At 68.5% G+C, this 14,486-nt stretch carries 15 protein-coding genes; 11 read left to right on the top strand and 4 right to left on the bottom strand.

What is annotated here, in order from left to right:
• Positions 1-263: 263 nt before the first annotated feature.
• The 5 genes from ACAM57_RS04615 to rtcA all read left to right on the top strand — a co-directional run bounded on the left by ACAM57_RS04615 (position 264) and on the right by rtcA (position 5,125).
• Entirely contained in the window at positions 264-1,493 is a 1,230-nt protein-coding gene (locus ACAM57_RS04615; protein WP_369660848.1) for an RtcB family protein, read from the top strand.
• Positions 1,494-1,590: 97 nt separating this feature from the next.
• Complete coding sequence (locus tag ACAM57_RS04620) at positions 1,591-2,247, top strand: zinc-ribbon domain containing protein (protein ID WP_369660849.1); 657 nt, start codon at positions 1,591-1,593, stop codon at positions 2,245-2,247.
• Between the two features lie 5 nt (positions 2,248-2,252).
• A complete protein-coding gene (locus ACAM57_RS04625; protein WP_369660850.1) occupies positions 2,253-3,209 on the top strand; it encodes an MBL fold metallo-hydrolase in 957 nt (318 codons plus the stop codon).
• Between the two features lie 31 nt (positions 3,210-3,240).
• On the top strand, positions 3,241-4,095 hold the full coding sequence (locus tag ACAM57_RS04630; protein WP_369660851.1) for a nucleotidyltransferase domain-containing protein: 855 nt from the start codon (positions 3,241-3,243) through the stop codon (positions 4,093-4,095).
• Positions 4,088-5,125 (top strand): RNA 3'-terminal phosphate cyclase, encoded by a 1,038-nt coding sequence (rtcA, locus tag ACAM57_RS04635; RefSeq protein ID WP_369660852.1) that lies wholly within the window; start codon positions 4,088-4,090, stop codon positions 5,123-5,125. Before ACAM57_RS04630 ends, rtcA begins: the two co-directional genes overlap by 8 nt.
• Before the next feature lie 24 nt (positions 5,126-5,149).
• On the opposite strand, the gene ACAM57_RS04640 is transcribed toward rtcA, so the two are convergent.
• Positions 5,150-5,599: a MarR family winged helix-turn-helix transcriptional regulator gene (locus ACAM57_RS04640; protein WP_126025605.1), complete on the bottom strand. Its 450-nt coding sequence runs from the start codon at positions 5,597-5,599 to the stop codon at positions 5,150-5,152.
• A 74-nt stretch (positions 5,600-5,673) separates the two neighbouring features.
• Between ACAM57_RS04640 and ACAM57_RS04645 the strand changes: the two genes are divergently transcribed.
• From ACAM57_RS04645 to ACAM57_RS04670, 6 genes are all read left to right on the top strand, one after another.
• Positions 5,674-6,666 carry a Bug family tripartite tricarboxylate transporter substrate binding protein gene (locus ACAM57_RS04645; RefSeq protein ID WP_369660853.1) on the top strand — a complete coding sequence of 331 codons (993 nt, stop codon included), beginning with the start codon at positions 5,674-5,676 and terminating at the stop codon, positions 6,664-6,666.
• Positions 6,667-6,674: 8 nt separating this feature from the next.
• Complete coding sequence (locus ACAM57_RS04650) at positions 6,675-7,646, top strand: amidohydrolase family protein (RefSeq protein WP_369660854.1); 972 nt, start codon at positions 6,675-6,677, stop codon at positions 7,644-7,646.
• 1 nt (position 7,647) lies between these two features.
• Complete coding sequence (locus ACAM57_RS04655) at positions 7,648-8,868, top strand: 3-hydroxybenzoate 6-monooxygenase (protein WP_369660855.1); 1,221 nt, start codon at positions 7,648-7,650, stop codon at positions 8,866-8,868.
• Positions 8,865-10,262 carry an MFS transporter gene (locus tag ACAM57_RS04660; RefSeq protein WP_369660856.1) on the top strand — a complete coding sequence of 466 codons (1,398 nt, stop codon included), beginning with the start codon at positions 8,865-8,867 and terminating at the stop codon, positions 10,260-10,262. The genes ACAM57_RS04655 and ACAM57_RS04660 overlap by 4 nt, the downstream gene beginning before the upstream one ends.
• Positions 10,259-10,681 carry a DoxX family protein gene (locus ACAM57_RS04665; RefSeq protein WP_369660857.1) on the top strand — a complete coding sequence of 141 codons (423 nt, stop codon included), beginning with the start codon at positions 10,259-10,261 and terminating at the stop codon, positions 10,679-10,681. Before ACAM57_RS04660 ends, ACAM57_RS04665 begins: the two co-directional genes overlap by 4 nt.
• Positions 10,682-10,807: 126 nt before the next feature.
• On the top strand, positions 10,808-11,872 hold the full coding sequence (locus ACAM57_RS04670; RefSeq protein WP_126025600.1) for a maleylacetate reductase: 1,065 nt from the start codon (positions 10,808-10,810) through the stop codon (positions 11,870-11,872).
• A 15-nt stretch (positions 11,873-11,887) separates the two neighbouring features.
• On the opposite strand, the gene ACAM57_RS04675 is transcribed toward ACAM57_RS04670, so the two are convergent.
• The 3 genes from ACAM57_RS04675 to ACAM57_RS04685 all read right to left on the bottom strand — a co-directional run bounded on the left by ACAM57_RS04675 (position 11,888) and on the right by ACAM57_RS04685 (position 14,484).
• Positions 11,888-12,268: an alpha/beta hydrolase gene (locus ACAM57_RS04675; RefSeq protein ID WP_369660858.1), complete on the bottom strand. Its 381-nt coding sequence runs from the start codon at positions 12,266-12,268 to the stop codon at positions 11,888-11,890.
• Positions 12,269-12,299: 31 nt separating this feature from the next.
• Entirely contained in the window at positions 12,300-12,689 is a 390-nt protein-coding gene (locus tag ACAM57_RS04680; RefSeq protein WP_369660859.1) for a helicase SNF2, read from the bottom strand.
• Between the two features lie 118 nt (positions 12,690-12,807).
• Positions 12,808-14,484 (bottom strand): adenylate/guanylate cyclase domain-containing protein, encoded by a 1,677-nt coding sequence (locus ACAM57_RS04685; RefSeq protein WP_369660860.1) that lies wholly within the window; start codon positions 14,482-14,484, stop codon positions 12,808-12,810.
• Positions 14,485-14,486 lie beyond the last annotated feature (2 nt).

Raw genomic sequence — 14,486 nt, forward strand, 5'->3', positions numbered from 1 at the left:
GCCACTGCCAAAAATGTTGATATTGCCGGCAGTCCGGGTAGCACCGGATGCGGCGGGCAAGTCGGTCGACGAGCAAGGTTGAGGATGCAGGTGCTGGCTCCGATGACGGGTCTGTCACTGGCGCGCGTTTCCAATCGTCGACTGGGCCGCTGGATTGAAACACCACGGTCGCCGTATTGATGCGGGTTCGAATCCCGCCGTGTCCACCAGTCATTCGTGAAGAATGGATAGACAGGTATAGAGAGAGAGAAAGAAAGAGAAAAATGGAACAGACCAAAAACTACAACCTGCACGAAGTCGCCAACGGCGTTCCCGTGAAGATGTGGACCCGCGGCGTGCCCGTGGAGGACGAAGCGCAGAAGCAGCTCGAGAACGCGGCGCGCCTGCCCATCGTGTTCAAGCACATCGCGGCCATGCCCGACGTGCACTACGGCATCGGTGCGACCGTGGGTTCGGTGATCCCGACCTTCAAGGCCATCATCCCGGCCGCGGTGGGTGTGGACATCGGCTGCGGAATGATGGCGTGCAAGACCACGCTGCACGCCAACGACCTGCCCGACAACCTGGCGCCGCTGCGCTCGGCGATCGAGAAGGCCGTGCCGCACGGCTCGAACCCCAAGCGCATGGGCCGCGACAAGGGCTCGTGGGAGACGCCTCCCAACGAGACCGACGTGGCCTGGGCCGGACTGGTGGACGAGTTCGACGCGATCTGCGAGGACTACCCGCGCCTGAAGAACACCAACAACCACAAGCACCTGGGAACGCTGGGTACCGGCAACCACTTCATCGAGGTATGCCTGGACGAGGCGGGTTCCGTGTGGTTCATGCTGCACTCGGGTTCACGCGGCGTGGGCAACGCCATCGGCACGCACTTCATCGAACTCGCGAAGAAGGACGCCGAGCAGCACCAGCGCAACCTGCCCGACCAGGACCTGGCGTACTTCGAGGAAGGCGCCAAGTACTTCGGCGACTACGTGCGCGCGGTGGGCTGGGCCCAGAAGTTCGCGCGAGCGAACCGCGAAGTGATGATGCGGCGCGTGGTCGCGGCCGCGCGCAAGGTCATCACCAAGCCGTTCGAAGCGCACGTGGAAGCGGTGAACTGCCACCACAACTACGTGAGCCGCGAAACGCACTTCGGCGAAGACGTGCTCGTGACCCGCAAGGGCGCGGTGAGTGCCAAGGCCGGCGAGCTGGGAATCATCCCCGGCAGCATGGGCGCCAAGAGCTACATCGTGCGCGGAAAGGGCAACCCCGAGAGCTTCATGAGCTGCAGCCACGGCGCCGGTCGAAAGATGAGCCGTACCAAGGCCAAGAAGCTCTACACGGTGGCCGACCAGATCGCCGCGACCGAAGGCGTGGAATGCCGAAAGGACGCCGACGTGATCGACGAGATCCCGATGGCCTACAAGGACATCGACGCGGTGATGGATGCGCAGAAGGACCTGGTGGAGGTGGTCTACACGCTCAAGCAGGTCGTATGCGTGAAGGGATGAATTCGAGGCCGGTGCACGGCCTCATGGCTGGGGTGACGTAGGGAGGAGGGCTCGGGCCCTCCTTCGCGGCACCTCGCGTTTGGGAAAGGTCCGAGAGATGAAGAAGAGCAACAAGCAGCGCCGTGCCGAGATCAAGGCGCGGCGCCTCGAGCGAGCCGCAGCAGCGTCGGCCGCACATCTGCGCGAGAAAGATGTCCGCCTGCCGCAGCCCGATTTCGGGTTTGCGCCCGGCTGCGAGCCGGCTGATCGGTTCGTCCTGGAGCAATACAACAACACCTATGGTGTGCTGCCTGCGTTCTATGCAGCCCGCCCCTTCACCTGCCGCGATTGCGGCGCCGAAGAAGTGTGGACGGCCAAGCAGCAGAAGTGGTGGTACGAGGTCGTGCACGGGCATATCGATAGCCGCGCCGTGCGATGCCTCGCATGTCGGCGCGCACGGCGCGAGCGTCTGCGCAACGCGCCGCCGGGTGCGAGCCTCCTGCGCGAACAGACGGATCGCCTTCGTGCGCTGGGCGATGCAAAACCGACCGCGAGCGCCGTCGCCGAAATCGAGGCCGCGCTTGAAAGCAAATGGTGGAGCCTGCGCGTCGTGGCGATCCAGACCATGGCTCGCTGGGGAGGCGAAGCGAACCTAGCGAAGCTGCATGAACTGATGGCGGCTCGTCCCGAGGGAGGTCGCCGATACTTTGCCTGGGAGCGCGTTGCCGCCGATACGGCAAGGAGCGCGCTGCTGAACAGGGAGCGATGGCCTTGACGACGATGATGAAACTGACTTTCCTGGGGACCTCTTCCGGCACCGCCACGCGCCACCGCAACGTCTCCGGGCTTGCGGTGCAGACGGTGCTTGGCGCCGACTGGTTCCTGGTCGATTGCGGCGAGGGTACGCAGCACCGCGTGCTGCAGACCCCGCTGTCGCTGAACGACCTGGCCGCCGTCTGCATCACGCATGTGCATGGCGACCATTGCTATGGCCTGCCGGGATTGCTCGCGAGTGCCGGCATGGGCAAGCGCACGAAGCCGCTGAAGCTGATCGCGCCGCTGCCGGTGTGGGAATGGTTCGAGGCCACGCGACGGCTGACCGACTTGCATCTGCCCTACGAGGTGGAGCATGTCGATCTGGAGAACGAAGCGCTGGTGTACGACATGCCCGGTTTGCGCATCGAGCGCCACGTGCTGCGGCATCGCGTGCCGAGCCACGCCTATCGCGTGCAGGTCGAGACGCGGCGCGTGCGGCTCAAGGCCGAGGCGCTGCGAGCTGTCGGACTGCCGCCCGGACCGGCATGGCGTGCGCTTCAGAACGGCGAGGATGTGTCATTCAACGGCGAGACGCTGCACAGCGCTGATTTCGTGGATACGCAGGTCGACACGGCCGTCGCCGTGCTCGGCGGAGACAACGCCGAGCCGGCGATGCTCCATGAAGCCTGCCAGGGCGCGCAGCTGCTGGTGCATGAAGCCACGTTCACGCAGGACGCGCTCGACAAGGTCGGCCCCGGGCCGATGCACAGCTCGGCGCGCCTGCTGGCCGAGTTCGCGCAGTCCGTCGAAGTGCCGAATCTGATCCTCACGCACTTCAGCGCGCGCCACCAGAACGGGGAAGGCATGGCGGCGCTGATGGCCGAGACGCAGGCGCACTACCGCGGCCATGCGTTCCTGGCCAACGACCTTGATGTTTACGAGCTCGACAGTGCCGGCAAGGTGACCGTAACGCGGGCCTGACGAGAGAAAGAAGAAGAAAGAAGAATTGAAGATGAGTACCGAAGAAGAATTCCTGCGCTCCGCCCATCCGATCGAGCCTGCCATGCGCGCGCAGATCATGGAGGCCCTGCGCGACATCGAGGCGAAGCACGACGTGAGTGTGCTGTTCGCCTGCGAATCCGGCAGCCGAGGCTGGGGCTTCGCCTCGCCCGACAGCGACTACGACGTGCGCTTCATCTACGTCAACCGCCTGCCGTGGTATCTCACGGTGGCGCCGCGCCGCGACGTGATCGAGGTGCCGATCAGCGGCGACCTCGACATCAACGGATGGGACCTGCGCAAGGCCCTGGGCCTGATGCGCGAGTCGAACCCGACGCTGCTCGAATGGCTGCGCTCGCCCGTCGTGTACCGCGACGACGCGACGGCGATGCCGCGCTTTCGCGAACTGTCGGAGGCGGTGTTCTCCAACGCGCGCGGCTGGCACCACTACAGCTCGATGGCGAAGAAGAACTTCCGCGAGCACCTGCAGGCCGACGAGGTGCGCTACAAGAAATACCTCTACGTGCTTCGCCCGCTGCTGGCCGCGCGCTGGATCCGCTCGCAGCCCGGTGTGCCGCCTATGCGCTTCGCCGACCTTGCGCAGCGCACGCTCGACCCGGTGCGCGACGCCGCGCTGATCGGCGAGATCAACGCGCTGCTCGAAGTGAAGATGCGCGCCGGCGAGGCCGCGACCAGCCCGCGCTGGCCCGGCATCCACGCGTTCATCGAATCGGAGCTGGCAGCCAATGCCGCGCAGCCGGTGACGCCGCTGCCGCAGTCCGAGCAGGCCGGCCTCGATGCCTTCCTGTACGAAACGGTCCTGCGTTTCGAAGCGAAGAAGAGCGAGAAGGAGGCCGCGCATGGTTGAACTCGACGGGTCCCAAGGCGAGGGCGGCGGCCAGATCCTGCGCACCAGCCTCGCGCTGTCGATGGTCACGGGCCAGCCCATGTCCATCGAGAAGATCCGCGCAGGCCGCGCCAAGCCGGGCCTGATGCGCCAGCACCTCGCGTGCGTGAACGCGGCGGCCGCGATCAGCGGCGCGGAAGTCGATGGCGCCGAGCTCGGTTCGCAGTCGCTGCGTTTCGTGCCCGGCGCAGTGCGCGCGGGCGAGTATCGCTTCGCGATCTCGGGCGCCGGCAGCTGCATGCTGGTGCTGCAGACCGTGCTGCCGCCGCTGCTGCTGGCCGGCGCGCAGAGCCGCGTGCATCTGAGCGGCGGCACGCACAACCCGATGGCGCCGCCGTTCCATTTCCTGGAGCGCGCGTTCGCGCCGCTGGTGCGCCGGCTCGGCGCCGACCTGGAGCTGACGCTGCGCCGCTGCGGTTTCTATCCGGCCGGCGGCGGCGAGGTCGAGGCGGCCATCGTGCCTGCGGCTGGTGCGCTGCAGCCCTTCGACCTGATGGCGCGCGGCTCGCATCTGTCGAGCTATGCGGAGTGCCTGGCGCCGGGCATCCCGCGCCATGTGCCGACACGCGAGCTCGACACGCTGGGTGGCGCAATGGGCTGGTCGGGCGAGCAATTGCGCTTCGGCTCGGTGCGCCAGAACGAAGGCCCTGGCAACGCGCTGCTGGCCACGCTGGCCTACGAGCATGTGACGGAGGTGTTCACCGCCTTCGGCGAGAAGTCGCTGAGCGCAGAGCAGGTCGCGCATGGGCTGGTGAAGGAACTGCGCTCTTTCCAGAAGAGCGAGGCGGCTGTCGGTCCGCACCTGGCGGACCAGCTGGCGCTGCTGCTGGCGCTCGCCGCGTGGCAAAGCAGGAAGGCCGGCGCCTTCACCTGCAGCGAGGTGACGGAGCACACGCGTACCAACTGCGCGGTGATCGAGCGCTTCCTGCCGGTGCGCTTCGCGATCGCCGAGAGCCGCCAGGCCTGCACGGTGCAGGTCTCGCCTGCCTGACGCAGGCAAACGGGCGCCACCCGCTCAGGCGAGCGGCGTGGCGTTCGCGTACAGGCGCAGCAGCATCGCGCGCAGTGTCTTCACTTCGGCTGCAGTGAAGTCCGAGGTCGCAACGGCCTCGTAGTGCTGCGCGAGCGGAATCAGCTCCAGCGTCAAAGCAAGGCCGCGCTCGGTGAGCGCGATGCGCACCGCGCGCTTGTCGGTGTCGCACTTCTCGCGCGCCACCAGTTCATGCGAAGCCAGCCGGTCGACGATGCGCGACAGCGCCGACAGGTCGGTCGATGCGTGCGTGGCCAGTTCCGACAGCGTCTGCCGCGGCGTGTGCTGCAGCGAGGCGCAAACACGCCATTCGCTCAGGCTCAGTCCGTAGGGCTTGAGCGCCTTCGCGAAGGCGTTGCCCATGCGAGCGCCGGCGCGTGCGAGGAGGAAGGGGATGGCCTTCTCGAGGTCGTGGTCTTGGGGGAGGGTTTTCATCTAGACATGCTTGAACAATCAAGTATATAGTCCGCCGCAATTACTTGAATAATCAAGCAAATATGGAGATGAAGATGAGCCGGACGCCTTCCCGCCGCGGTGCCATCGCATGGGCCGTTTCACTTTCCCTGCTGTCGGCGCTGCCGCCGGCTCATGCGCAGGGCGCGGCGAAATGGCCGTCGCAGGCCGTGCGCTTCGTGGTGCCGTTTCCGGCGGGCTCCGCGCCCGACGTGCTGATCCGCCACGTCGGCGCCAGGCTCGGCGAGAAGTGGGGGCAGGGCGTGATCGTCGACAACAAGCCCGGCGGCAGCGGCGTGATCGGCATGAACGCGATCCTCGCGGCGCCGACCGACGGCTACACCTTCGGCTTCGTGCAGGGCTCGGCGATCTCGGTGGCGCCCAGCACCATCAGGGGCGTGAGCTACGACTTCAACCGCGACTTCGTGCCCGTCACGCTCGCGGCCGTCGCGCCTTTCATGCTCGCGGTGCCCGCCAATTCGCCGTACAAGACACTGGCCGACTTCATCGCCGCCGCGCGTGCCAGGCCGCAGGGCATCGAGGTGGCCGACAACGGACGCGGCACGGCACCGCACCTCGCGTCGGCGCTGCTGGGCCTGCAGTCGGGCGCGCAGTTCCTCGAAGTGCACTACCCGGGCGGTGCGCAGGCCATGCAGGCCACGCTGGGCGGCCAGACCCAGATGATGGTCGAGACCTACAACGTGGTCGCCGGCAACGTGCAGGGCGGCCGAATGCGCGTGCTGGCCAGCATGGGCGACCGCGTGGAAGCCGGGCTGGAGCAGTTCCCGCTAGCGAGCAAGACAGTACCCGGCGCCGTCGCGCACGGCTGGTTCGCCGTCATCGCGAAGAAAGGCGTCGATCCGCAGGTGCTCGCCAGGCTCAACAAGGACATGAACGAAGCCCTGCTCTTGCCCGACGTGGTGGCCAAGTCGCGCGAGCTCGGCACCTACCCGAGGCCCGGCACCCCCGAACAGCTGGCGCGCTACATCGCCGAGGACCGCAAGACCTGGCAGGACGTGCTGGACAAGCTCAACATCAAACCGGAGTGATTTCCCCAATGAAGAACAAGATTGCGCTCGAAGAGCATTTCGCGATCGACCTGACCATCGGCGACTCGCAGGTCTACGCCCGCCCCGAGGTGTGGCAGACGCTGAAGAGCAACCTGCTCGATTTCGAGCAGCAGCGCATCGAGCAGATGGACGAGTGGGGCACCGAGCTGTCCATCCTCTCGCTCAACTCGCCGGCGGTGCAGGGCATTCCCGACGCACAGCGCGCCATCGACGTGGCCCGCCGCGCCAACGACGTGCTTGCCGAGCAGATCGCCCGCCACCCGACGCGCTTCGGCGGTTTTGCCGCGCTGCCCATGCAGGACCCGCAGGCTGCCGCGCGCGAGTTGGAACGCTGCGTCACGCAACTGGGCTTTCACGGCTTCCTGGTCAACGGCTTCTCGCAGGTGGGAGACGAGAACACCGTCGTCTACTACGACGATCCACGCTTCGCCGATTTCTGGGCCGTGGCCGCGGCGCTGAAGAAGCCCTTCTACATGCACCCGCGCGATCCGCTGCTCGGCCGCGAGCCCATCTACGAAGGCGCGCACTGGCTCACCGGACCGACCTGGGCCTTCGCGGTGGAAACGGGCATCCACGCGCTGCGACTGCTCTCGAGCGGCCTCTTCGACCGCCATCCGGAGCTGCAGATGATCCTCGGCCACTTCGGCGAAGGCATCCCGTTCAACATCTGGCGCGTGGACCACATCCTGCGCAAGGGCCGCCGCGGCATGCCCTGCGACAGGGAGATCGGCGACTACCTGCGAAGCAACGTCCACATCACGACCAGCGGCAACTTCCGCACGCCCACGCTGCTGTCGACCATGCTCGAGGTGGGCGCGGACCGCATCATGTATTCGGTCGACTACCCGTTCGAGAAGCACGAGGACGCGGCGCGCTGGTTCGACAGGTGCGAGATCAGCGAGAACGACCGCCGCAAGATCGGCCGCGACAACGCGGTCAAGCTCTTCGGGCTGAAGTGACATGAGCCGGCACAAAGACAACCGCCCCGTGCTCGTGTCCGGCGGCGGCATCGGCGGGCTCGCCGCGGCGCTGGCGCTGGTGCGCGAGGGCTACCGCGTGAAGGTGATCGAGCAGGCCGGCCAGATCGGCGAGATCGGCGCGGGCATCCAGCTCAGCCCCAATGCCTTCGCGGCCTGCGATGCGCTGGGCGTTGGCGCGAACCTGCGCGCCAAGGCGGTCTACACCGAAGAGATGGTGATGTTCGACGCCATCGACGCGAAGCGCGTGGCGGGCATCTCGCTGTCGGAGCGCTTCCGCGAGCGCTTCGGCAACCCCTATGCGGTGATCCACCGTGCCGACATCCACGGCGCGTTGCTCGAAGGCGTGAAGGCGACCACTGAGGGCATCGAGTTCCTCACCTCGACCAAGGTGGTGCACATCGAGCAGGACGAAGGCGGCGTGACGCTCATCGATGCCCAGGGCGGCCGCCACGAGGGCCAGGCCGTGATCGGCTGCGACGGCGTGCGCTCGGCGGTGCGCCAGCAGTACGTGGGCGACAGCATCCGCGTCTCGGGCCATGTGGTGTTCCGCGCTGTGGTCGACACGGCTGACTTTCCCGAAGCGTTGCGCTTCACAGCGCCCTGCATCTGGGTCGGCCCCAACTGCCATCTGGTGCATTACCCGCTGAAGGGCGGCGACAAGTTCAACATCGCCGTCACCTTCCACAGCGACCAGCCCGAGGAATGGGGCTCGATGGACGGCGACCCGGCCGAAGTGCAGCGCTACTTCCGCTCGACCTGCGAGCGGGTGCAGCAACTGCTGCGCATCCCGAAGGCCTGGAAGCGCTACTCCACGGCCGACCGCGACCCCATCGAGCAATGGACCTTCGGACGCGCCACGCTGCTGGGCGATGCGGCACACCCGATGGTGCAGTACCTGGCCCAGGGCGCGTGCATGGCCTGCGAGGACGCGGTGACGCTGGGCCTGGCCCTGCGGCGCGAAGGCGGTGACTGGACACGAGCGCTCGCGCTGTACGAGCGCTCCCGCGTCGCCCGCACCGCGCGGGTGGTGCTGTCGGCGCGGGAGATGGGCCGCATCTACCACGCCAAGGGCGTGGAGCGGCTGGTGCGCAACAGCATGTGGACCGGCAGGCCGCAGGAGCGCTTCTACGACGCGCTCGAATGGCTCTACGGATGGACCGCCGCGAGCTGCCTCGCCGACAGCGACGGGGCTGGCGCGTGAAGATCGACTCGGCATCCATCGAGGCGGGCGGCGGCGGCGCGGCCGCTGCGACGATCGACATACCGGCCCTGATCGACAGCCACCCCGTCAGCGCCTTCCAGAAATGGATTCTTCTGCTGGTCGGCTGCGCGGTCGTCATGGACGGCTTCGATGTGCAGGCCATGGGCTTCGTCGCGCCCGCCATCGTGCAGGCCTGGGGCATCGAGAAGGCCGCGCTGGGCCCGGTGTTCGGCGCCGGCCTGCTCGGCATGCTGGTCGGCTCGCTGGTGCTGAGCGTCTGCGCCGACCGCATCGGCCGGCGCCCGGTGCTGCTGGGCGCCACGGTGTTCTTCGCGCTGTGCATGCTGGCCACGGCCTTCGCGCACACGCTCGACCAGTTGCTCGCGATGCGTTTCATCACCGGCATCGGGCTGGGCGGCATCATGGCCAACGCGAGCGCGCTGGCCAGCGAGTACAGCCCGCAGCGCCGGCGCGTCACGCTGATGATGTGGGTGTCCTGCGGCTTCACCGGCGGCGCGGTGCTGGGCGGGTTGATTTCGGCGGTGCTCATCCCCTGGGGCGGCTGGCGGTCGGTGTTCGTCTTCGGCGGCGTGGTGCCGTTGCTGATCGCCGCGCTCATGTGGCGCTACATGCCCGAGTCGATGCAGTTCCTGGTGCTGCGCGGGCGCAAGCTCGACCGCGTGCAGCAGTGGCTGGGCCGCATCGCGCCCGGCGTGCCCGCCGGGCCCGGCACGCGCTACGTGGTGCACGAGGCGAAGCAGGACGGCACGCCGGTGGTCGAGCTTTTCCGCGCCGGACGCGGGCCGGCCACGCTGCTGCTGTGGGGCATCAACTTCATGAACCTGCTCAACCTGTTCTTCCTGGCGAACTGGCTGCCCACCATCGCGGCCGGAGCAGGCTACAGCGCGAGCACCGCCGTGCTGGTGGGCACGCTGCTGCAGGTGGGCGGCGTGGTCGGCACGGTGGCGATGGGGCCGCTGATCGACCGCGTGGGCTTCTACCGCGTGCTGGTGCCGGTGTTCGCGGTGGCGGCGGTGGCCATCGCGGTCATCGGCCAGCCGGCGCTGCCCTTGCTGCTGTTGCTCGCGGTGGTTGCGGTCAGCGGCTTCTGCGTGGTCGGCGCGCAGCCGGCGCTCATCGCGCTGGCCTCGGGCGTCTACCCGACGACGGTGCGCGCCACGGGCATGGGCTGGAGCCTGGGCATCGGCCGCGCGGGTTCCATCGTGGGGCCGGTGCTGGCGGGCTGGCTCATCGGCCTGCACTGGAGCAACAGCGCGCTCTTCTTCGCGGCGGCCGTGCCGGCGCTGCTGTCCTGCGCCATGGTGCTGTGCATGGGGCGATTGAAATTCACCGGCGCTACCGCGCGCCAGGCATCTTCCGGAGCAACGAAATGACGAACACGATGAACAACGCCCAGGCTCGCAGCGGCCTGGTCCTGGCCGCGCGCGTGCTGATGGCGGTGATCTTCCTGGTCGCGGGCGTGCGAAAGCTGCTCACCTACGGCGCCACGCTGGGCTACTTCGCCAAGCTCGGCATTCCGCTGGCCGACGTGGTGCTGCCGCTGACCATCGCGCTCGAAGTGGGTGGCGGGCTGCTGCTGATCGCGGGGTGGCGGGTGCGCTGGGTGGCCTCGGCGCTGGCGCTCTTCACGCTGGCCACGGCCTTCGCCGCTCATGCCTTCTGGACGGCAGACGCGGCCCAGTTCGCCGGCCAGCTCAACAACTTCCTGAAGAACGTGGCAATGGTCGGCGGCTTCCTGGTGCTCATCGCCTACGTCTCGACGGTCGAGCGCTGGGCCGGCTCCAGGGGGTGAGCGGAAAACTCCTTTCCGTTTTTCGCCATTGAGCGAGGGGCGAGCCGGCGTATCGTGGATGTCCCGGCGCGAGCCGGGCGGCAGACAGATCCGTTCGAGCAAAGACCCGAGACACAGGCCAAAGCCATGACCACACCCTCGTTCATCTACACCAGCGCCCCCCAGCGGGTGGTTTTCGGCGCCGGCTCGCTGCAGCACCTGGCCCGCGAAATCGATGCGCTGGGCGCGCGCCGGGCCCTGGTGCTTTCCACGCCCGAGCAGCGCCCGCAGGCCGAGCGCGTGGCCGACATGCTCGGCGCCCATGCGGCCGGCGTGTTCGACCGCGCCGTGATGCATGTGCCTATCGAGACCGCGCGCGAGGCGAGGGAAGTGGCCACCAGGCTCGGCGCCGATTGCGCCGTGGCCATCGGCGGCGGCTCCACCACCGGCCTGGGCAAGGCGATCGCGCTCGACTCGGGCCTGCCGATCCTGGCGATTCCGACGACCTACGCGGGCTCCGAGATGACGCCGATCTACGGCATCACCGAAGCCGGCATGAAGAAGACCGGCAAGGACTTCCGCGTGCTGCCCCGCACCGTGATCTACGACCCCGAGCTGTCGCTCGGCCTTCCCGTGGGCATGAGCGTGACCAGCGGCATCAACGCCATCGCGCATGCGGCCGAGGGGCTCTATGCGGTCGATTCGAACCCGATCATGGACCTGATGGCGCAGGAAGGCATCGCCGCGCTGGGCCGCGCGCTGCCGGCCATCCGCGCCACGCCGAAGGACCCGGCCGCCCGCGGCGACGCGCTCTACGGCGCATGGCTGTGCGGCACGGTGCTGGGCAATGTGGGCATGGCGCTGCACCACAAGCTGTGCCACACGCTGGGCGGCAGCTTCAACCTGCCGCATGCCGAGACCCACACCATCGTGCTGCCGCACGCGCTGGCCTACAACGCCGGGGCTGCGCCCGAAGCCATGGCGAAGATCGCGAAGGCACTTGGGGGAAGCGGTGGCGCCGCGCAGGCCGTGTACGACCTGGCGCGCGACAACGGCGCGCCGGTCGCATTGCGCGACATCGGCATGAAGGAAGCCGATCTGGACCTGGCCTGCGAGCACGCGCTCAAGAACCAGTATCCCAACCCGCGTCCGCTGGAGCGCGCGGCGATCCGCGCGCTGCTGCAGAACGCCTGGGAAGGCGTGCGGCCCTGAGGCAATGCCAATGCGTCAGGGGCGTGCCGTGACCGGCAGGCCAGCCTGCTGCGTGAACGAGACGCTGGGCTTCTTGTAGGCGGCGGGCACTTCGTCGCGGTAGAAGGCGCGGCGGTCCAGGCTTTGCAGCGGGTTGTTGGCGGCGGCCACGGCCTGCTCGCGCACGGTGCTGCGGTCGAGCGTGGACTTGAAGGCCACGGCGCCTTCGGCGACGGTGTCCGAATAGGGGTTGCCTTCGCGCGCCGCGGCCACGGCTTCGGCCTTCACGTCGGTGCGGCTGGCGGAGGAGGTCAGGGGCTGCACGCCTTCATAGGCTTCGGCGTGCGCGCCGGCGGCGCCCAGCATGGCGAAGGCTGCGGCGAGGGCGGATGCGGCGATGCGTTGCTTGTTGTTCATTGCGAGATTCCTTTCGAGCGATTTGGGCCGATCAGAGCGGCAGTGCGTCGCCGCGGGCTGCAGCGCGTGCTGCCGCACGCACGGTGGCACGGTTGACCGTGCTGGCCACCATCGGGGCCACGCCCGACGAAGCGGCTTCGGCGTACGGGTTGTCGTTGTGCGCGGCGGCGACAGCTTCGGCGCGCACCGCGGCGCGGCTGGCCGACGAGGCGATCACCGGAGCGGGACCGGCGCTGGCGCCATCGGCGTAGGGGTTGTCGGCGCGCGCGGCAGCCACGGCTTCGGCACGTACGTCTGCACGGCTGACGGACGAGGTGATCGGATGCACGCCTTCATAGGTTTCGGCGTGGACCGCGCCCGCTGCGCCGAGCATGGCGAATGCGATGGCGGAGAGAGCGGCGATGCGTTGCTTGGTGTTCATGATGCGAGTCCCTTTGCTGACTGGTGTGGGCGGCGGACATTCGTCGTTGCCACGGGATGCAGTGTGAAACCGCATCGCGGCCGGCGCTGTGCGTTTGCGCACCGCTTTCGGCGATTGGTCAGAGGGCGGAGGCTGCCGCGTGCTGTCCGTAGAGCACCGCCAGCGGCTCGGAGCGGCCGCGCACCGTAAGCGTCTCGGCCGCGCCCATGGCGTGCGCGACACCGGCCTTCTCGGCCGCGAACAGCGACACAACGAGGCGTGACGCCGCGGTCTTCGAATGATCCTGCAACCGGCTCGCGGTGTTGACCACTTCGCCGATGGCGGTGAAGGTTGTGGTCTCCAGGTAGCCCACTTCGCCGACAGCCGCGCGGCCCGCGTGCAGGCCCATGCCGAACTCCAGCCGCTGGCCGAACTGCGCCTCGAAGCCTTCGCTCCATGCGTCCATGCGCTGCCCGATCAGCTCGGTGGCGCGCAATGCCTGCCTGCACGCGGTGGGCAGGTCGCAGTCGAGGCCGAAGATCGCCATCACGCTGTCGCCGATGAACTGGTTGGGCACGCCGCCGCTTTCGCGCACGGCCGCGCCCACGGTGGCGAAGTAGCGGTCGAGCACGTAGGCGAGGTCGAAGGGCCACTGCCGCTCCGACAGGCCCGACCAGCGCCGCAGGTCGACGAAGAGGATGGCCACGTCGCGCTCGCGCCCGAAGCTGCCGACCGGTGCGGGCCGGCCCTCGTTGGGCAGCGGCGCGAACAGCGGAGTGACCTCGATGTCGCCGCGCGGGCGCAGCTGGCAGGCCAGCCGCACGTCGGCCGGCGCGCGCACCCGCTCGAGCGTGCGCCGCTCGTCGCGGCCCGGCTCGCCGATGTGGTCGGCAGGGCCGGCCACGCGCACGCGGCAGGTGGAGCAGCGCGCCCGTCCGCCGCAGATCGACACATGGTCGATGCCGTGGGAGCGGCTCGCCTCCAGCACGCTCCAGCCATGCGGAACATGCACCGTGCGGCCCGGGTAGCGCAGCGCCACCTGCGGCTGGCGCGACCAGCGCGCGAGGCCGTTGCGGCCCCAGCGCGCTGCCAGCAGCGCGACCAGCGCCAGCCCGTAGCCCCACTTGATCGCGTTCTCGGCCGCGCCCAGCGCCTTGCCCTGTTCGGCCGTGGGGAGGGCGGTCGGCGGCACGCCGGTCCACTGGAACTCGCGCCCCATCGAGACGAAGCCCATCGCGGCGGTCAGCGGAAGTACCACCGCGACGGCCAGCAGCAGGTGCGAGAAGCGCCTCCACACCGGCTTGGCCCGCAGCGCGAAGTGCAGGCCCAGGCAGCCGTGCGTCCAGGCGGCCAGCATCATCAGCAGCTGTGCTGCCGCGCCCTGCCAGTCCCAGAGGCCCCAGACCACGCGGGCATACGAGCCCTCGATGCCGTAGGCCAGGTAGGCGCCGCGCATGGCCGTGAGGTGCGTGGCCAGCAGCAGCGGCAGTGCGAAGCCCAGCGCCACGCGCAGGCCTTCGAGCGGGGGCATGCGCAGCGTGCGCCGCTCCCACAGGGCGACCACCGCCAGCGCCAGGTGCGTGGCGGCCGCGCCATACAGCAGCGCAGTGCCCGCCAGGGTGTGCCAGAAGGCCTGCACGCCGCGCAGCACGGTCTCGGCGGCGGCAAAGGAATAGATGCCCAGCGAATGGTTCAGCAGGTGCGCCGTGACGTAGGCCATCAGCACCAGCCCGCTCGCCCAGCGGAGATTGCGCCGTGTGGGCGGTCTCAGCGAAAAGGTGTCGGCAGCAACGGCTTTGGGGGAACGTCTGTCCATGA

The organism is Variovorax sp. V15 (assembly GCF_041154425.1).
GTDB lineage: Bacteria > Pseudomonadota > Gammaproteobacteria > Burkholderiales > Burkholderiaceae_C > Variovorax > Variovorax guangxiensis.